Source organism: Streptomyces sp. NPDC033845, from assembly GCF_055576225.1.
In genome coordinates this window covers 57,346-73,960 of the sequence record NZ_JBVIRI010000004.1, presented here as the reverse complement: position 1 = coordinate 73,960, position 16,615 = coordinate 57,346, and the positions used below count along the sequence as shown (strand labels likewise).

General features: G+C 71.5%; 16 protein-coding genes and 1 pseudogene. 3 read left to right on the top strand and 14 right to left on the bottom strand.

Annotated elements, in window-relative coordinates; genetic code table 11:
* Positions 1–31: 31 nt before the first annotated feature.
* Genes ACZ50K_RS10160 through ACZ50K_RS10140 form a run of 5 tightly spaced genes read right to left on the bottom strand, consistent with a single transcriptional unit; the run spans position 32 to position 5,672 of the window.
* A complete protein-coding gene (locus tag ACZ50K_RS10160; protein ID WP_468900086.1) occupies positions 32–616 on the bottom strand; it encodes a hypothetical protein in 585 nt (194 codons plus the stop codon).
* On the bottom strand, positions 613–2,073 hold the full coding sequence (locus tag ACZ50K_RS10155; protein WP_468900083.1) for an ATP-binding protein: 1,461 nt from the start codon (positions 2,071–2,073) through the stop codon (positions 613–615). The genes ACZ50K_RS10160 and ACZ50K_RS10155 overlap by 4 nt, the downstream gene beginning before the upstream one ends.
* A 21-nt stretch (positions 2,074–2,094) precedes the next feature.
* The gene (locus tag ACZ50K_RS10150; RefSeq protein ID WP_468900080.1) at positions 2,095–2,775 is read right to left on the bottom strand and encodes a response regulator; all 681 of its coding nucleotides are present in this window, start codon (positions 2,773–2,775) and stop codon (positions 2,095–2,097) included.
* Positions 2,776–2,835: 60 nt separating this feature from the next.
* Positions 2,836–4,647, bottom strand: coding sequence for a murein biosynthesis integral membrane protein MurJ (murJ, locus tag ACZ50K_RS10145; RefSeq protein ID WP_468900077.1), 1,812 nt, complete (start codon positions 4,645–4,647; stop codon positions 2,836–2,838).
* Positions 4,572–5,672 (bottom strand): lipid II:glycine glycyltransferase FemX, encoded by a 1,101-nt coding sequence (locus ACZ50K_RS10140; RefSeq protein WP_468901143.1) that lies wholly within the window; start codon positions 5,670–5,672, stop codon positions 4,572–4,574. The genes murJ and ACZ50K_RS10140 overlap by 76 nt, the downstream gene beginning before the upstream one ends.
* 275 nt (positions 5,673–5,947) lie before the next feature.
* On the opposite strand from ACZ50K_RS10140, the gene ACZ50K_RS10135 reads away from it, so the two are divergent.
* Positions 5,948–7,216, top strand: a complete 1,269-nt coding sequence (locus tag ACZ50K_RS10135) for a L,D-transpeptidase (RefSeq protein WP_468900074.1) — start codon at positions 5,948–5,950, stop codon at positions 7,214–7,216.
* Positions 7,217–7,326: 110 nt separating this feature from the next.
* A complete protein-coding gene (locus ACZ50K_RS10130; RefSeq protein ID WP_468900071.1) occupies positions 7,327–8,907 on the top strand; it encodes a CocE/NonD family hydrolase in 1,581 nt (526 codons plus the stop codon).
* A 37-nt stretch (positions 8,908–8,944) separates the two neighbouring features.
* Here ACZ50K_RS10130 and ACZ50K_RS10125 read toward each other — a convergent pair whose 3' ends face one another.
* Genes ACZ50K_RS10125 through ACZ50K_RS10110 form a run of 4 tightly spaced genes read right to left on the bottom strand, consistent with a single transcriptional unit; the run spans position 8,945 to position 12,160 of the window.
* Positions 8,945–9,817 (bottom strand): amino acid ABC transporter permease, encoded by an 873-nt coding sequence (locus ACZ50K_RS10125; RefSeq protein WP_468900068.1) that lies wholly within the window; start codon positions 9,815–9,817, stop codon positions 8,945–8,947.
* Positions 9,814–10,458: an amino acid ABC transporter permease gene (locus tag ACZ50K_RS10120; RefSeq protein WP_468900065.1), complete on the bottom strand. Its 645-nt coding sequence runs from the start codon at positions 10,456–10,458 to the stop codon at positions 9,814–9,816. The genes ACZ50K_RS10125 and ACZ50K_RS10120 overlap by 4 nt, the downstream gene beginning before the upstream one ends.
* A 16-nt stretch (positions 10,459–10,474) precedes the next feature.
* Positions 10,475–11,404 (bottom strand): glutamate ABC transporter substrate-binding protein, encoded by a 930-nt coding sequence (locus ACZ50K_RS10115; protein ID WP_468900062.1) that lies wholly within the window; start codon positions 11,402–11,404, stop codon positions 10,475–10,477.
* Between the two features lie 12 nt (positions 11,405–11,416).
* The gene (locus ACZ50K_RS10110; RefSeq protein WP_468901140.1) at positions 11,417–12,160 is read right to left on the bottom strand and encodes an amino acid ABC transporter ATP-binding protein; all 744 of its coding nucleotides are present in this window, start codon (positions 12,158–12,160) and stop codon (positions 11,417–11,419) included.
* Between ACZ50K_RS10110 and ACZ50K_RS10105 the strand changes: the two are divergent.
* A pseudogene (locus ACZ50K_RS10105) lies at positions 12,048–12,737 on the top strand (hypothetical protein); the annotation flags it as partial. The gene ACZ50K_RS10110 and the pseudogene ACZ50K_RS10105 overlap by 113 nt on opposite strands.
* A gap of 169 nt (positions 12,738–12,906) precedes the next feature.
* Here the strand turns inward: ACZ50K_RS10105 and ACZ50K_RS10100 are convergent.
* The 5 genes from ACZ50K_RS10100 to ACZ50K_RS10080 are packed head-to-tail and all read right to left on the bottom strand — an operon-like array spanning position 12,907 to position 16,610.
* Positions 12,907–13,350 (bottom strand): DUF6278 family protein, encoded by a 444-nt coding sequence (locus ACZ50K_RS10100; RefSeq protein ID WP_468900059.1) that lies wholly within the window; start codon positions 13,348–13,350, stop codon positions 12,907–12,909.
* Between the two features lie 16 nt (positions 13,351–13,366).
* The gene (locus ACZ50K_RS10095; RefSeq protein WP_468900056.1) at positions 13,367–14,146 is read right to left on the bottom strand and encodes an exodeoxyribonuclease III; all 780 of its coding nucleotides are present in this window, start codon (positions 14,144–14,146) and stop codon (positions 13,367–13,369) included.
* Positions 14,147–14,176: 30 nt separating this feature from the next.
* The gene (locus ACZ50K_RS10090) at positions 14,177–14,809 is read right to left on the bottom strand and encodes an MBL fold metallo-hydrolase (protein WP_468900053.1); all 633 of its coding nucleotides are present in this window, start codon (positions 14,807–14,809) and stop codon (positions 14,177–14,179) included.
* Positions 14,810–14,859: 50 nt separating this feature from the next.
* The gene (locus ACZ50K_RS10085; protein WP_468900051.1) at positions 14,860–15,447 is read right to left on the bottom strand and encodes a hypothetical protein; all 588 of its coding nucleotides are present in this window, start codon (positions 15,445–15,447) and stop codon (positions 14,860–14,862) included.
* Positions 15,444–16,610: an ROK family glucokinase gene (locus tag ACZ50K_RS10080; RefSeq protein ID WP_468900048.1), complete on the bottom strand. Its 1,167-nt coding sequence runs from the start codon at positions 16,608–16,610 to the stop codon at positions 15,444–15,446. Before ACZ50K_RS10080 ends, ACZ50K_RS10085 begins: the two co-directional genes overlap by 4 nt.
* Positions 16,611–16,615: the final 5 nt, after the last annotated feature.

The following is a 16,615-nucleotide window of genomic DNA, read 5'->3' as shown; positions in this document are numbered from 1 at the left end:
GGGGCCGCTCCGCAAGCCCCGGGCCGGCCGGTCAGTCGTCGAGGGGGCAGGCCTCGGCCGGGAGCCGGCCGTCGGTGCCGGTCAGCACGACCTCGGGTTTGGCGGCCCCGTCCGGGGTGACGGCGGCCACCGCCACCGTGCACACCAGCTGTTGGCGCCCGAACCCGTCGAGGTCCAGCACGGGGATCCCGATCCGCGCCTCCTGCACCCCGTCCGCCAGGTGGACGACGTTGACCTCCTTCGGGTGGGCCCGGTCCTCCCTGAGGTCGAGCCGGGGGACCGACTCGGCCCCCTCCCCGGCGCCGGGTTGGCTCCGGAAGCCCAGCGGGGGCAGCGCGGTGCGCAGCCCGGCGGCCCTCTCCGTCGCGGTCGGGCCCTCGTCCAGCAGGATCCGCAGCAGGGCGGGGGCGGTGTACTGCGGGTAGCGGTGCCGCTGGACGGGGGCGAGCCGGCCCTCGGGGTCGAGCAGGTAGACCACCGAGGTGCCGTTGGGGTCGCCGGCGGTGACCGAGGCGGGGCGGCCGCTCTCGATCACCTCGGTGGGGCCGATGTCGCAGCCCGCCAGCAGCAGGCCCGCCAGCAGGGCGAGGGAGGCGGCCGTGGTCCTGCGGGTCACGCGCGGGCCTCCAGCGGAAGGTCGACGAGGAAGACGGCGCCGCCGGCCGCCCCGTTGGCGGCGCGGACGGATCCGCCGTGCAGCCGGATGTTCTCCAGGGTGATGGCCAGGCCCAGTCCGCTGCCGGCCGAGCGGGCGCGGGAGGCGTCGGCCTTGTAGAAGCGGTCGAAGATGTACGGGAGCACCTCGGGGGCGATGCCCGGTCCGCTGTCGGCCACCTCCAGGGTCAGCCGGGGCTGTCCCCCGGGGCCGGTGGCGGTGCGGACCGTGACCGTGACGGGGGCGGCCCCGTGCCGGAGCGCGTTGCCGACCAGGTTGGCGAGGATCACGTCGAAGCGGCGCGGGTCCAGTCGGGCGCGGACGTCCGGGGGGAGCCGGGTGAGGACCTGGTCGGGGCCCCAGTGGCGGCGTTCCAGGGTCTTGGAGACGGCTTCGGCGATGTCCACCTCGTCCAGGTTGAGCTCGGCGGCGCGGGCGTCGAACCGGGAGATCTCCATCAGGTCCTCGACCAGCACGGCGAGCTTGCCGGTCTCGGCGCTGACCAGCCGGAGGGCCTTGGCGGTGTCGGGGTCGAGTTGTTCGGCGTCCTCGTCGAGGACCTCGGTGACGGCGAGCATCCCGGCGAGCGGGGTGCGCAGTTCGTGGGAGACGTCGGCGGCGAACCGGCGGGCCCGGGCCTCGGCCTGCTGGAGTTCGTCCACCGACGTCTCCAGGGCGCGGGCGGTCTCGTTGAAGGTGCGGGCCAGTCCGGCGAGTTCGTCGGATCCGCGGACCTCGATCCGGGTGTCGAGCCGGCCGCGGCCGATCCGCTGGGTGGCGCGGCGCATCTCGCGGACCGGGCGCAGCACGCTGCGGGCGGCGATCAGGGCGGGGATCAGGGCGATGGCGAGGCCGGGTACGGCGCCCTGCCGGGCGGCTTCGACCATCAGGTCCACGGTGGTCTGTTCGGAGGTGAGCGGCATGACGAGGTAGAAGACCAGGCCGGTGGGCTGGGTGACCCCGTTCTGCTGGAAGACGGCGGGCATGCCGGCGACCAGGGTGGGTTTGCCGTTGGTGTCGTCGACCCGCTGGAAGGCGCCCAGGGTGCCCTCGGTGACCCGGCGGCGGAGGCCGTCGGTGATCAGGGTGGAGGTGGGGCGCAGGACGTTGGAGACGCGGAAGGAGCCGTATTCGGCGAAGAGGTACCAGGGGTGCGGTTTGGCGCGCTTGGCGATGTCGTTGACCATGCGGCGCATGGTCCGTTCGTCCATCGGCAGCGGGACCTCGGACAGGTTCTCGACCTGGTCGCGGAGGGTTTCCACGGCCACGTCCTGGGACTGGCGGAGGATCGCGGTGCGTGCCTCGCGGTAGGTGAAGGTGGCGGTGGTGCCGGCGCTGATGGCGGCGACGAGGAGGAAGGCGGCGATCAGCCGGGTGCGCAGGCCGAGGCCGCGGGGGCGGAGGCGGGGACGTATCACGGTGTGGGGGTTCCGGGCCGTTCAGAGGGGTCCGAAGCGGTAGCCGAAGCCCCGTACGGTCTGGATGTAGCGGGGGTGGCCGGCCGATTCCTCGATCTTGGTGCGGAGGCGGCGGACGCAGGCGTCCACCAGCCGGGCGTCCGCGTGGTAGCTGTGCTCCCACACGTATTCCAGGAGCTGCTGGCGGCTGAAGACCTGTTCCGGCGAGGCGGACAGGTGGAGCAGCAGTTTGAGTTCGCTGGGGGCGAGGGCGATCCGCTCGCCGTTCTTGGCGACGGTGAGGCCGGCCCGGTCGACGGCGAGGTCTCCGTGGTGTTCGGTGCCGGGCCGGCCGACGGGGTCGGCGAGCCGGCGCAGCACGGCCTTGATGCGGGCCTCGATGACCTCGGTGCGGGCGGGTTTGACGATGTAGTCGTCGGCGCCGGCCTCCAGGCCGACCACCACGTCGAAGTCGTCGCCGCGGGCGGTGAGCATGATGATCGGGATCTGGCTGTTCTCGCGGATCCGGCGGCACACCTGGACCCCGTTGATGCCGGGGAGCATCAGGTCGAGGAGGACCAGTTCCGGGCGGAAGCCGGGGATCAGGGCGAGGCCGGCCTCGCCGGTCTCGGCGGCGCTGACCTCGTGGCCCCTGCGGCGCAGGCCGAGGCCGACCCCTTCCCGTACGGAGGGGTCGTCCTCGATCAGCAGTACGCGTGGCATCCGGCAAGTATCCCAGGGGGTCGGGGCCGCCCCCTCCCCCGAACGTCCCGTCCGGCCGGACTAACGGCCGAAGCGGCGGCGGAGGGAGGCCAGTGGCCCGGTGATCTCGGTCAGGCCCAGTGGCCCGGCGAGGATCACGACGCAGCCGGCCAGCACCCCGGTTCCCGTGACGAGGGCCACGATGTCGCCGAGGCCGTCGGCGGCCCGGGCGGCCGCCCAGCCGGCGGCCGCGGCGGGGACGCTCGCGGTGAGCAGCCGCAGATGGGCGCGGAGGGCGGTGGCCCGGCGCTCCTTCCGGGTGCCGCCGCGCGGGCCGAGCCGCCGGGACAGGACGTACGCGGTGAGGGCGCAGCCCGCGGTCAGGGCGAGGGAGTAGCCGGCGGCCATGCCGGTGACGGCCCAGCGGGTGGGCAGCAGCCAGTAGGCCGCGGCGGCGAGGCCGGCGTTCAGGGCGGCGATGACCAGGTTCAGGGTGAACGGGGTGCGGGTGTCGGAGAGGGCGTAGAACCCGCGGGCCAGGACGTACTGGGCGGAGAAGGCGATCAGGCCGGGGGCGAAGGCGATCAGCATGCCGGCCATCACCTGGATGTCGTCGGCGTCGGTGCGGCCGTAGCCGAAGACGCTGCCCATCACCCAGGGGGCGAGGGCGGCGAACAGGCAGGCGGCGGGCACCACCAGGGCGGCGCTGTTGCGGAGCGCGTAGGAGATGTCGGTGCGGACGGCGGCCAGGTCGCCGTCGGCGGCGGCGGAGCTCATCCGGGGCATCAGGGCGGTGACCAGGGAGACGGTGATGATGCCCTGCGGGACGATCCACAGCTGGTAGGCGTTGCTGTAGGCGGTGTATCCGGCGCCGCCGGCCAGTTGCTCGGTCACGGCGCGGGCTCCGGCGGTGGTGGAGAGCCGGGTGACCACCCAGTAGGCGATCTGGTTGGTGAGGACCAGCAGGACCAGCCAGCCGGCGTTGCGCAGCGGTCGGGCCAGACCGCTGCCGCGGAGGTCGAGCCGGGGGCGCCAGCGGAACCGGGCGGCGCGCAGCGAGGGGACCAGGGCGAGGGCCTGGACGACGATGCCGGCGGTGGTGCCGATGCCGAGCAGCCGGGTCTCGCCGGCGGTGAGTCCCCCGGCGGCGCCGCCGTCGTGGTGGGAGACGTACAGGAACAGGCCGAACACGGCGATGATGACGAGGTTGTTGAGGACCGGGGTCCACATCATCGCGGCGAACCGGCCGCGGGCGTTGAGCACCTGGCCGAGCAGGGTGAACAGGCCGTAGAAGAGTATCTGCGGCAGGCAGTAGCGGGCCAGGGCGACGGTGGTGTCGGCCTGGGCGCCGTCGTAGCCGGTGTAGGCCTCGACCAGGAGGGGCGCGGCGAGCACGGCGGTCGCGGTGAGGAGGATCAGGGCGAGGGTGCAGGCGGTGAGCAGCCGGTCGGTGTAGGCCCGGCCGCCGTCGCCGTGCTCCTTGGCGGCGCGGACCAGTTCGGGGACGAAGACGGCGTTGAGGGCGCCGCCGACGAGCAGCATGTAGAGGATGTTGGGGACGGTGTTGGCGACGGCGTAGCCGTCGCCGAGGAGTGCGGTGCCGAGGGCGGCGACGACCACGGCGGAGCGGACGAAGCCGGTGGCGCGGGAGACGATGGAGCCGGCCGCCATGAGGGCGCCGCTGCGCAGAACGGACGCCCTGGCGGCAGGTGCGGGGGCGGGCGCGGTGGCGGGCACGGCGGGCTCGGCCCCGGCGGCGGGCGCCCCGGCGGCGGCCGGGCCGGGGCGGCCGGCCGGCGGTGCGGTGGTGCGGTGGTTCACCGGCGGGCCAGATAGGCCTGGAAGGCCTTGTGCAGTGCGTGGTTGGCGTAGCCGTCCATCGGGGTTTCCCATTCGCCGAGCGTTTCGACGACCTGTCCGCCGGTGCCGAGCTTCCAGCGCAGCAGTCCGAAGGAGCGTTCGTCGGGGTCGAGGGTGGAGGGTACCCCCCGCATGTCGTACTCCTCCGCGCCGAGGGCGTGGGCGTCGCAGATCATCCGCCACTGCAGGGCGTTGCTGGGGCGGACCTCACGGCGGTGGTCGGCGGAGGCCCCGGTCTGGTACCAGACCCGGCGGCCGGCCACGATCATGGTGTGGGCGGCGAGCACCTCGCCCTGGTGGACGGCCAGGTAGAGCCGCATCCGGCCGGGTGCCTCGGCGTTGAGGACCTCGTACTGCTGCCGGTAGTAGTCGAGGGAGCGGCCGAGGCGGAAACCGTCGCGCTCCTCGGTGAGGCGGAGCAGCCGGAAGAACTCGGGAAGGTCCTCGGGGCCGCCGAGGACGGTCTGCACCCCGGCCTTCTCGGCCTTGCGGATGTTGCGGCGCCATTCCTGGTTGAGGCCGGACCACAGGTCGTCGAGGGAGCGGCCGGCGAGCGGGACCCGGAACACGTGGCGGGGCTGGGCGTCCCCGTCGCTCTCGCCGCCGCAGCGCTGCCAGCCGCGGGAGCGCAGCCGGTCGGCGACGGCGGTGCCGAGCGGGTCGACCTCGGTGGCCAGGACGTCGGAGAGCTGCCGGCCGGGGCCGGTCGCGGCCTTGGCGGTGGCGGCGCTCCAGCGGCGGTAGACGGGGGTGGGGCCGATCCGGACGGCGAAGGCGCCGGCCGCCCGCAGATGGCGCAGCAGCGGCTTCAGCCAGCGGTCGATGTCCGGGTCGGACCAGTCGGCGACCGGGCCTTCCGGCAGGTAGGCGAAGTATTTGCGGGTACCGGGGAATTGGCGATAGAGAACGAGGGCGCCGCCGGATATCCGTCCGTCGGACTCCTGCCAGCCGAGGCGTTCGGAGCGCCAGAGGTCCTTGACCCCGGCCCAGGAGGGGTACTGGAGGAAGCTGGCCCCGCCGTGCCCGGTCAGGAAGCCCTGGTATTCGGGGACGGACAGGGTGCGGACCGTGAGCTCCCGGTCCAGGTGGTTCGGGGCGGGGGTCACGAGCAGTGCACACACGGCTGTCGGCCTTCCGGTGGGTCCGAGTGGGGATGGACGGGACTCTCCCAGCCGCCCGTGACCGGGGTGCGCGGCGTATGTGACCGGACGATGACCGTTCTGCTGCGGTGCACGTCACATCCCGTTCCGGGGGTTTTTCGGCACCGGCCGGAACCTATGGTCGTGGTGTTCGCTCCTACTTTGCGGACGCTCATTGTTTTGGAGGGGTTTAGTTGAGCCGCACTCGCCGCACTCGCCGCACCGCACGTCATGCCGCCCTCGCGGGGACGGCCCTGCTGGCCGCCGTCGCGCTGACCGCCTGCTCGGGCGGGTCGGACGGGTCGGGCGGTTCCGGGTCGGACAAGGGCGCCGGCAGCGCGGAGATGAAGAAGAAGCCGGAGATGGCCGTTTCGGTGAACCTGACCGGCAGTGAGGTCAAGGCGGGCGAGCCGGTGAAGGTGACCCTGGCCGAGGGCAAGCTGGCGCTGGTGAAGGTGGCCGACGCCAAGGGCGGGGAGCTGGCGGGCCGGATATCCGCCGACGGCCGGTCCTGGACCTCGGAGCGCAACGCCTCGCCGGGCACCTCGTACACGGTCGAGGCGCAGAACACCGACAGTCAGAGCGCGAAGACGCAGTTCAGGACGACGGCCGCCGACAAGGTCAACAAGATCACCATCAATCCCGGCAAGAACACCACGGTGGGCGTGGGCCAGCCGGTGTCCCTGGTGTTCGACAACCCGGTGAAGAACAAGGCCGAGGTGGAGAAGCACCTGAAGGTGACCACCTCGAACAGCACCGAGGGCTCCTGGGGCTGGTTCAAGGACTATTCGGGCAAGGACCGGGTGGACTGGCGGCCGCGGGAGTACTGGAAGTCGGGCACCACGGTGAAGGTGCGGCTGGACCTGAACGGGGTGGACTCCGGCAAGGGCGGCGGCTACTTCGTCCGCGACTACAACACCGAGTTCACCATCGGCAAGGACCGCCGGATGACGGTGGACCTGAACACCCGCCGGATGAAGGTGACCGAGGACGGGCGGGAGGTGAGGAGCATCCCCATCTCGGCCGGCACCCCGGGCGGCCAGAAGGCCTCCTGGTCCGGGAAGATGGTGCTGATGTCGAAGGAGGGCACGATCCGGATGGACTCCCAGACGGTCGGCCTGGGCGACGCCTACGACAAGATGGTCGACTACTCGATGCGGCTGACCTGGTCCGGGATGTACGCGCACGCCGCGCCCTGGAACAACGCCAACTTCGGCCGGGTCAACAGCAGTTCCGGCTGCGTGGGGATGAGCACGGCGAATGCCGCCGAGTTCTACGCCATGGTGCGGGTCGGCGACCCGTTCGAGGTGGTCGGTTCGGGTTCCAAGGGGAACGCGGACATCGGCAACGGCTACGGCGAGTGGAACCTGAGCTGGGACCAGTGGAAGGCCAAGAGCGCGCTCAACGGCTCCGGAGCGGACAGCGGCACGGGCACCGGCGCGGGCACCGGCACGGGTGCCTGACTTTCGTTCAATCGTTACCACCGCGTAACTTACCGATGGGTTACCTGAGGTAATCCGCTCCCGTTACCGTCGGGTCACTTTGACGATCCGGCGCACGCGAGGAGCGAACGATGGCCCGCAGAACCGCCACCGCAGCCGTGGCAGCCGTCCTGACCGCAGCCGTCCTGGGCCTGGCCCCCCACCAGGCCCAGGCGGCTCCGGCGGGCACCGCCGCGGAGCGGAGCGAGCTCCGCTTCCACGACATCCCCGGCTCCGGCGGCATCACCCTCAAGGGCAATGTCTTCACCCCGGCCGGGTTCCACCCGGGCAGCGGCGCGAAGTACCCCCTGATCGTGCTGCCCACCAGCTGGGCCACCCCCCAGATCGAATACGTCGCCCAGGCCAAGAAGCTCGCCGACTCCGGCTACGTGGTGGTCAGTTACACCTCCCGCGGGTTCTGGCTCTCCGGCGGGCAGATCGAGGTGGCCGGCCCGCCGGACATCGCCGACGTCTCCGCCGTCATCGACTGGGCCCTCGCCAACAGCCCGGCCGACCCGGACCGCGTCGGCCTCGGCGGGGTCTCCTACGGGGCCGGCATCAGCCTGCTCGCCGCCGCCCACGACCCCCGGGTCAAGGCCGTGGTCGCCATGAGCGGCTGGGCCGACCTGATCGACTCCATCTACTCCGGCCGCACCCAGCACCTCCAGGCCGCCGCGGTGCTCGGCGTCGCCGGCTATCTGACCGGCCGCCCCGGCCCCGAACTGGAGCGGATCCTCGGCGACTTCCTCGGCTCCCGGCTGGAGAACGAGCAGCAGATGATCGACTGGGGGAAGAAGCGCTCCCCCGGCGAGCAGGTGCACCGGCTCAACGCCAACGGCACCGCCGTCTTCCTCGGCAACGCCTGGGGGGACACCCTCTTCCCGCCCAACCAGTACGCCGCCTTCTTCGAGAAGCTGACCGGCCCCAAGCGCCTGGAGTTCCGCCCCGGGGACCACGCCACGGCCGAGGGCACCGGACTGCTCGGCCTGCCCAACGACACCTGGACCAACGCCACCCGGTGGTTCGACCGCCATCTCAAGGGCGAACGGAACGGGGTGGACACCGAGTCCCCGGTGCAGCTGAAGTCCCGCAGCGACGGCGGCTACGAGGGATACCCCGACTGGCGCTCCGTCGGCGAGGCCGGCGAGCTGCGGATCCCGCTGTCCGACAGCGAGCACCTGTTCGGAGGCGTGGACTCCGGCGCCAACGGCGGCATCGTGTTCCTGTCCAACCTGATGGACCAGCTGTTCCAGGCCCCGCCGGTGGCCTCCGTCCCGCTGCTCCCCCGGGCCTTCGCCGCCGTATGGCAGTCCGGCCGGCAGGACGAGGTGCGCCGGATCCGCGGCACCGTGAAACTGCACACCACCGTCACCCCCACCAAGGGCGACGGCACCTTCGTGGCCTACCTCTACGACGTCAACGCGCTGGGCATCGGAAAACTGGTCTCCAACGCCCCGCTCACCTTCCACGGCAAGACCCCGGGACGGCCCTTCGGAGTGGACCTGGAGCTCTACTCCACCGCCTACGACGTGCCCGCCGGCCACCGGCTGGCCCTGGTCGTCGACACCGTGGACCCGCTCTACATCGAGCACAACCCCACCGGCGCACAGCTGACCTTCTCCTCGCCCCGGACCGATCCCAGTTACGTCTCGGTACCGTTGCGCGAGGAGTGATCACCGACCGGCGCCGGGGCGGGGCTGGCTCCATCGGCTAGGGCAGCACCGGCCCCGGCTCGGCCGGGGCGACGTCGACCGCCTCGGTCTTGGGGCTGCGGCGCTGGCGTTTGGCCACCCAGGTGGCGAACCAGGACAGCAGCATGCACATCCCGATGTAGATCGGCGAAATGATCATGACCACCGGGATGAAGGGCAGACCGTAGTCGAGGTTGGAGGCGATCAGCTTTCCGGCGTGCAGGAACTCCTCATAGGTGATCAGGTAGCCGAGCGAGGTGTCCTTCAGGGCCACCACCAGCTGGCTGATGATGGTCGGCAGCATCGCCCGGACCCCCTGCGGGGCCAGCACGAAGGTGGTCACCTGGGTCTTGCGCATCCCCAGGGCGTACGCCGCCTCGCGCTGGCCGCGGTCCACCGAGTTGATCCCGGTGCGGAACACCTCGGCCAGCACCGAGCCGTTGTAGAGGGTCAGTCCGGCCACCAGCGCGGGCAGCGGCTGCACCTTGAGCGCCACGAAGATGAAGAAGATCATCACCAGCACCGGCATGGCCCGGAAGAACTCCACGCACACCGTGGCCAGCCAGCGCACCGGCCGGTGCACCGACAGCCGGCCGGTGGCCAGCAGCGCGCCCAGCGCCAGCGAGAGCACCGAGGCGTAGGCGAAGGCCTTGAGGGTGTTCCCCAGGCCGGTGAGCAGCAGCTCCTGGATCCCCTGGTAGGTGAACGGGGCCCACTTCTCGGCGGTGAACTGGCCGGTGTCGAACAGCAGGTAGAGGATCCAGCCGGCCAGCGCCACGATCAGCACCGTGGACAGCACCCCGTAGTAGAGGTGCCGACGCCGGGCCAGCGGGCCGGGGATGTCGTAGAGGGCGGTGGCCTCCGTGTCCCCGTGCAGGGTGTGTGCGGTCATCGGGCCACTCCCCAGCGCTTCTCCAGCACGTGGAAGAGCGCGCTGATCGACAGGGTGATGATCAGGTAGCCCACAGCGATCCAGACGAAGGTCCAGATGATGCTGTAGCCGAGTTCGTTGAGGGTCTTGTAGGTGCCCAGCAGCTCGGTGACGCTGAACGCCCCGGCGATGGCGGAGTTCTTGGCCAGGGCGATCAGGGTGGAGCCGATCGGCGGGATCACCGACCGGAAGGCCTGCGGCAGGACCACCGACCCCAGGGTCTGGGCGAAGGACAGGCCGAGCGAGCGGGCCGCCTCGCCCTGCCCCTTGGGCACCGTGTTGATGCCCGAGCGCAGCACCTCGCAGATGAACGCGGAGGTGTAGCAGCCCAGGGCCAGGATCGCGAACACCTGGAAGGGCAGCACCAGTCCGAACCGGGGCAGGCCCAGCAGCACCGCGAAGAACAGCAGGGTGAGGGGGGTGTTGCGGAGCACGGTCACCCAGACGGTGCCGAACACCCGGAAGGACCCCACCGGCGCCACCCGGAACGAGGCCATCAGGAAGCCGAGGACCAGGGCCAGCAGGGAGGCCCACACGGTGAGCTCGACGGTGCCGAGGAATCCCTTGCCGTAGGTGGAGAAGTTCTCGGTGAGTACGTCCATGTCGGTGCGGCTCCCGTCAGCTCGCCGGATAGCGGTCGATGGGCGGCGGTGTCGGGGCGGGCACCCCGGACAGCCCGAGGGTGGCCTCGAAGGCCTTCTTCCAGTTGCCGTTCCGCTCGTTGGCCGCGAGCGCGTCGTCGAGGGCGAAGCGCAGCGCGTTGTCCGAGCGCGGGACGCCGATCCCGTACGGCTCCTTGGAGAAGGGGGTGCCGACCACCTTGAGGTCCTCGGGGACCTTGGCGGCGTAGCCGAGCAGGATGGAGTCGTCGGTGGAGACGGCGTCGACCTGGTAGGTCAGCAGGTTGTCCACGCAGACGCTGTAGGTGTCGTAGGCCACCAGGACCGCCTTGGGGTACTCCTTCTGGAGGCGCTGGTAGGGGGTGGAGCCGGCCGCGGAGCAGACCCGCTTGCCGGCCAGGTCCTCGGGTCCGTTGATCTCCGTCTCGTCCTTGCGGACCAGCAGGGACTGCCCGGCCATGTAGTAGGGGCCGGCGAAGCCCACCTGCTTCTTGCGGTTGTCGTTGACGGTGTAGGTGCCGACGTAGTAGTCGATCTGGCCGTTCTGCAGGGCGGTCTCGCGGTTGGCGGAGGCGATCGTGCGGAACTCGACCTGGGTCGCCGGGTCGAAGCCGAGGGAGGCTGCCATCATCTTGGCGATCTCGATGTCGAAGCCGGAGTAGCGGCCGCCGGAGGGGTCCTTCTCCCCCAGGTACGGCTGGTCCTCCTTGACGCCGATGACCAGCCGGCCGCGCTTCTTTGCCTTGGTCCAGGTCGCGGAGTCGGGCAGGTCGAAGCCGGTGTCGACGGTGTAGACGGGCAGGTCCTCGGGCTGCGGCCCCTTGACCGGGGGGCTGCCCTCGCGGCCGCAGCCGGTGAGGGCGGCCAGCAGGGCCAGCAGCAGCACGAGCAGGTTCAGGGGCAGCCGGGAGCTGCGCGGGTGCGGCATCGGTCCGGCCCCTCAGTGCTTGAGGATCTTGGAGAGGAAGTCCTTGGCCCGTTCGCTGCGCGGAGCGGTGAAGAACTCCTCCGGGTCGCGGTCCTCGACGATCCTGCCGTCGGCCATGAACACCACGCGGTTGGCGGCGGACCGGGCGAAGCCCATCTCGTGGGTGACCACCAGCATGGTCATCCCGTCCCGGGCGAGCTGCTGCATGACCTCCAGCACCTCGTTGATCATCTCCGGGTCGAGGGCCGAGGTGGGCTCGTCGAACAGGAGGGCCTGGGGGTCCATGGCGAGGGCGCGGGCGATGGCCACGCGCTGCTGCTGGCCGCCGGACAGCTGGGCGGGGTACTTGTCGGCCTGGGCGGCCAGTCCCACCCGGTCCAGCAGTTCCCGGGACCGCTTGTCCGCCTCCTCCTTCTTCCGCTTGCGGACCTTGACCTGGGCCAGCGAGACGTTGGCCAGGACGGTCTTGTGCGCGAAGAGGTTGAAGGACTGGAAGACCATGCCCACCTCGGCCCGCAGCGCGGCGAGGTCCTTGCCCTCCTCGGGCAGCGGCCGCCCGTCGAGGGTGATGGTGCCGGACTCGATGGTCTCCAGCCGGTTCACGGCCCGGCAGAGGGTGGACTTCCCGGAGCCGGAGGGGCCGATGATCACCACCACCTCCCCGCGGCCGACGGTGAGGTTGATGTCTTGGAGGACGTGCAGTGCTCCGAAGTGCTTGTTGACGTCCCGCAGCTCGATCAACGGATCGGCGGCCATACGCTGCCCCACTTTTCGCCTGTGTCGAGGTCAGCGCAAACTATCCAGTCCGGGAAGGGCACTTCCCCTCGACACGCATAAATGGGGCATAAAGCTGAACGCCCCCCGTTCGAGTGAGACGGCGCCCGGCGATGACGCCCGCCTTGGTGCCGATTGCGCTGCTTGTGACGTGGGTAGTGACGCAAGGCCGAGCACAGGGGCGCACCGGAGGTGTCACGTCGCCGACATGCTGAAGGAGTACCTCGACTCACAGGCGGAGACCTACCGGCAGCTCGTTCTCGTCGGTCACAGTCAGGGTGGCCTGGTCATCCAGTACTGCCTGGCCCGCATGCTGGGAGAAGGCAGGGGCAAGGACTTGGCGCGGATCCGGCGCGTGCTGCTCTTCGCCTGCCCCAACAGCGGTACCGAGTGGGCGATGGCGCTCCGCAGGGGATTCCTCCATGTGGTCCGGTTGTGGGATGTGGAGGCCGGGCGACCGGCGGGGCAGCCCCTGGTCGGGCACTCGGCCCCGGTCAAGGGCCTGGCCTTCTCAGCCGACGGTGCCCTCCTGGCCACGCGGTCGGTCGACCGGACCGTCCGGGTCTGGGACACGCGCGACGGTCGCCAGGTCCGTCTGATCCCACGGGCGGGTCCACACCGGATCTGTACGAGTGGGCGCCCGTGGCGGGCCGGACGGGGTAGCCGAGGCGGCCTCCGCGCTCAGCCCGCCTCGGCGCCGTCTGGCAGGGCTCGCCGACGGACGGCCGCTAGAAACCCTCGGAGGCCTCGGCGTAGGTCTGGGAGAGCTCGGGGGAGCCGGTCATCGCCCAGGCGACGCCGGCCTCCACCACGTTCAGTTCACGGCCGGAGACCAGCCCGATCACCGGCTGGCCGTCCGGCCGGACCCGCCAGCCGGTTCCGGGCACGGTCCGGATGATCACCGTGCCCAGATAGAAACCGGCGTCGTTGCCCAGCCAGGGGGTGACCTCCGGATCCCTGCGCCAGCGCGGCATCATCTGGTCCAGGGCCTCCAACGAGGCCGGGGTCTGGTCGAGTTCCAGACCACCCGCCCTCGCCTGGACCCGGAGCATCTCGCATTCGGAGAACATCTCGGCGACCCCCTCGGGGTCGTCCGCGAGCGCCGCGGCCAGCGCCGCACCCCGTCCGGTCTCACGCCGATGCAGCCAGTTGTCCAGAAAGGCGAGGTTCATACCTTCCAGCGTCGCACTACACGTCCAGATCGACAACGACCGGCGCGTGATCGGAAGCGCCCTTGCCCTTGCGCTCCTCACGGTCCACATAGGCGTCCTTGACGGCCTTGGTGAAGGGCTCGTTGCCGTAGACCAGGTCGATGCGCATGCCCTTGTTCTTGGGGAAGGCGAGCATCCGGTAGTCCCAGAAGGTGTAGGCGCGGTCGTACTTGAGGGGGCGCGGCGGCACGTCCGAGAGACCGGCCTCCCGCAGGGCCTCCAGGGCGGCCCGCTCGGCCGGGGTGACATGGGTGAGGCCCTCGAACACCGAGGGGTCCCAGACGTCCTCGTCGGTGGGCGCCACGTTGAAGTCCCCGAGCACGGCGAACGGGCGCGGGCCGGCGGCGTCTTCGGCCACGGCGGCGGTCAGGGCCCGGAACCACTCCAGCTTGTAGCCGTAGTGGTCGTGCTCGACCTCCCGGCCGTTGGGCACGTACACCGACCAGACCCGGACCCCGCCGCAGGTGGCGGAGATGGCCCGGGGCTCCTGCACCCCCTCGTAGTCGGGGCCGCCGGGCAGCCCGACGGTGACCTCCTCCAGGCCCACCCGGGAGAGCAGGGCCACCCCGTTCCACCGGCCCGTGGCGTTGACCGCCGACTCGTACCCGAGCTCCTTCAGCGCCTCGGCGGGGAACTGCTCCGCGGAGCACTTGGTCTCCTGGACGCACAGCACGTCCGTGCCGGAGCTCTCCAGCCAGGCCAGCAGCCGGGGCAGCCGGGCGGTGATCGAGTTGACGTTGTACGTGGCGATACGCATGGCCACCAACCTACCGCCCGGCACCGACGGTCACAGGTCGGCGGCGTCCCCGGCGGTGAGTCTGCGGTGGTCGGTGCCGCCGAGGCCCGCCAGGACCCCGTCGTAGACCGGCCGGGCGAGGTCCGAGAGATAGGCGTCGTGGACGTCGTAGGCCCGCACCGGCTTGACCTCGCGCAGGTAGTCGACCACCTCGGAGACCTTGTTCCACGGGGCGTGCACCGGGAGCATCAGGGTCTCCACCGGGGCGTCCGGCACGGTCAGGGCGTCACCGGGGTGGAACAGGGAACCGTCCACCAGGTAGCCGACATTGGTGATCCGCGGCAGGTCGGGGTGGATCACGGCGTGCAGTTCGCCGTGCACCTGGACCTCGAACCCGGCGGCGGTGAAGGTGTCGCCGTGGCCGACGGTGTGCACCCGGCCCGGGTAGGCCGGGGCCAGCCGCTCGGCCACGCTGCGCAGGGTCCACAGCGCGGCGCCCGGCTGGGCGTCGAGGGCGGCCCGCAGCCGGCCCTCCTCGAAGTGGTCGGGATGCTCGTGGGTGACCAGCAGGGCGTCCGCCCCGAGTCCCGCGTCGGCCTCGCTGAACGCGCCGGGGTCGATGACGAGGACCCGGCCGTCCTTCTCCAGCTGGACGCAGGAGTGCAGCTTCTTCGTGAGCTTCATGATCCCCAGGGTAGGGCCCGGTCCCGGTCCGGGGGACGCCCCGACCGCCGCTACGGGGTGGCGGTGGAGACCACGTAGACCCGGGGCCGGTCCGGTTCCGTGAGGTCCACCGTGATGTCCTGGGTGGGGTGCGGATCCGCCTGGTCGTGGGTGGTGCCGAACCACTTGCGGTCGGCGGCCCAGCTCCAGCCGGCCACCGAGGCGTCCCGTTCGCCGACGGACACCCCGGGGGTGAGCGCGGACCGGCTGGTGCCGATCGTCTTCAGGAAGATGTCCAGGTCCACCGGGTTGGTGGTGAACTGCACGTACAGCCGGCTGGTGCGCCAGTTGTTGGTCTCGTAGAACCCGACCCCGGTGGACCAGTCGGGGACCGGCACCTGGTAGATGCTGCGCTGCACCCGGGAGGGCCAGCCCGGCCGGACCTCGGTGGCGGCCGCCTTGGCGGCCTTGTCGCGGCCGCTGCTGCGGCTCTGCTCCGCGGAGACGGCCAGGTAGCCGGCCGGCACGCCGATCAGCAGCACGATGATGATCGCGGTCAGCCAGCGCCGCCGCACCACGTGCCGGCGGTCCTCGGCGGGCGCGGGGGCGCCGCCGTCGGGGGCGGGCGCCTGGCGGGGCAGGGTGGGGGGCGGGTTCACTTCGGCGGTTCCTGTTCCTCGGGCCCGGGGGTGCCGCGCAGGCCCAGATAGCGTTCGTAGCGCTCGTAGCGCTCCACCCGGCGGCGGTTGGCCCGGCGGAACCGGCGGGCCACCAGCCGGGCCAGGTCCGCGGCACCGACCATGCCGGCCTCAGGGCCCAGCTGGGCCTTGGCGATCCGGGCCTCGGGGCGGTAGCCGCGGCCGGTCAGGTGCCGCCGGAAGGCGTCCCGGGCCGGTCCGATCAGCAGGTCGTCGGCGGCGCTGACGCCCCCGCCGATGACGAAGCAGGACGGGTCCAGGGCGGCCGCCAGGTTGGCGATGCCCACGCCGAGCCACTGCCCGATGTCCTGGAGCAGCTCGATGCACATCGCGTCGCCCTCGCGGGCCAGCTCGGTGATCAGCGGCCCGGTGATCTCCCGGACGTTCCCGCCGACCCGGGCGATGATGTTGTACGCCACCGGGGAGTCGGCGGCGGCCAGCTCACGGGCCTCCCGGACCAGGGCGTTGCCGGAGCTGTACTGCTCCCAGCAGCCGCGGTTCCCGCACGGGCAGCGGTGCCCGCCGGGCACCACCTGCATATGGCCGAACTCGCCGGCCACCCCGAACTTGCCCCGCTTGACCTGGCCGCCCTCCAGGATGGCGCCGCCGATCCCGGTCCCCAGGGTGATCATGACGAGATGGTCCTCGCCGCGTCCGGCGCCGAACCGCCATTCCGCCCAGGCGGCGGTGTTGGCGTCGTTGTCGACCATCACCGGGACCGCGAGCCGGGCCTGCAGGGCGTCCCGCAGCGGCTCGTCCCGCCAGGCCAGGTGGGGGGCGAACAGCACCCGGGAGCGGTTGGCGTCCACCCAGCCGGCCGCGCCGATGCCCACCGCGTGGACGTCGTGCCGGTCGGAGAGGTCCAGCACCAGCTCGGTGATGGTGTCCTCGACCACCTTGGGGCTCTTGGACTTGTCCGGGGTCTCGGTGCGGATCTTCTCCAGGATGACGCCGTCGGCGTCCACCACCCCGGCCATCACCTTGGTGCCGCCGATGTCGATGCCGACGGTGGGCACCCGCGGCGCGGTCAGATGGGACCGCCGCTCCCGGGTGCCGACGGTGCGCAGCACGGTGCCCCGCGCGGATCCCCGGTGAGCGAGCGTGAAGTCCCGGTACGTGCTCATCGAGT

Coding starts and splice junctions, on each gene's coding strand:
- ACZ50K_RS10125 (WP_468900068.1), bottom strand. CDS start 9,817: ATGACCGCACACACCCTGCACGGGGACACGGAGGCCACCGCCCTCTAC.
- ACZ50K_RS10120 (WP_468900065.1), bottom strand. CDS start 10,458: ATGGACGTACTCACCGAGAACTTCTCCACCTACGGCAAGGGATTCCTC.
- ACZ50K_RS10090 (WP_468900053.1), bottom strand. CDS start 14,809: ATGAAGCTCACGAAGAAGCTGCACTCCTGCGTCCAGCTGGAGAAGGAC.
- murJ (WP_468900077.1), bottom strand. CDS start 4,647: ATGGGAAACCCCGATGGACGGCTACGCCAACCACGCACTGCACAAGGC.
- ACZ50K_RS10095 (WP_468900056.1), bottom strand. CDS start 14,146: ATGCGTATCGCCACGTACAACGTCAACTCGATCACCGCCCGGCTGCCC.
- ACZ50K_RS10100 (WP_468900059.1), bottom strand. CDS start 13,350: ATGAACCTCGCCTTTCTGGACAACTGGCTGCATCGGCGTGAGACCGGA.
- ACZ50K_RS10130 (WP_468900071.1), top strand. CDS start 7,327: ATGGCCCGCAGAACCGCCACCGCAGCCGTGGCAGCCGTCCTGACCGCA.
- ACZ50K_RS10080 (WP_468900048.1), bottom strand. CDS start 16,610: ATGAGCACGTACCGGGACTTCACGCTCGCTCACCGGGGATCCGCGCGG.
- ACZ50K_RS10110 (WP_468901140.1), bottom strand. CDS start 12,160: ATGGCCGCCGATCCGTTGATCGAGCTGCGGGACGTCAACAAGCACTTC.
- ACZ50K_RS10115 (WP_468900062.1), bottom strand. CDS start 11,404: ATGCCGCACCCGCGCAGCTCCCGGCTGCCCCTGAACCTGCTCGTGCTG.
- ACZ50K_RS10150 (WP_468900080.1), bottom strand. CDS start 2,775: ATGCCACGCGTACTGCTGATCGAGGACGACCCCTCCGTACGGGAAGGG.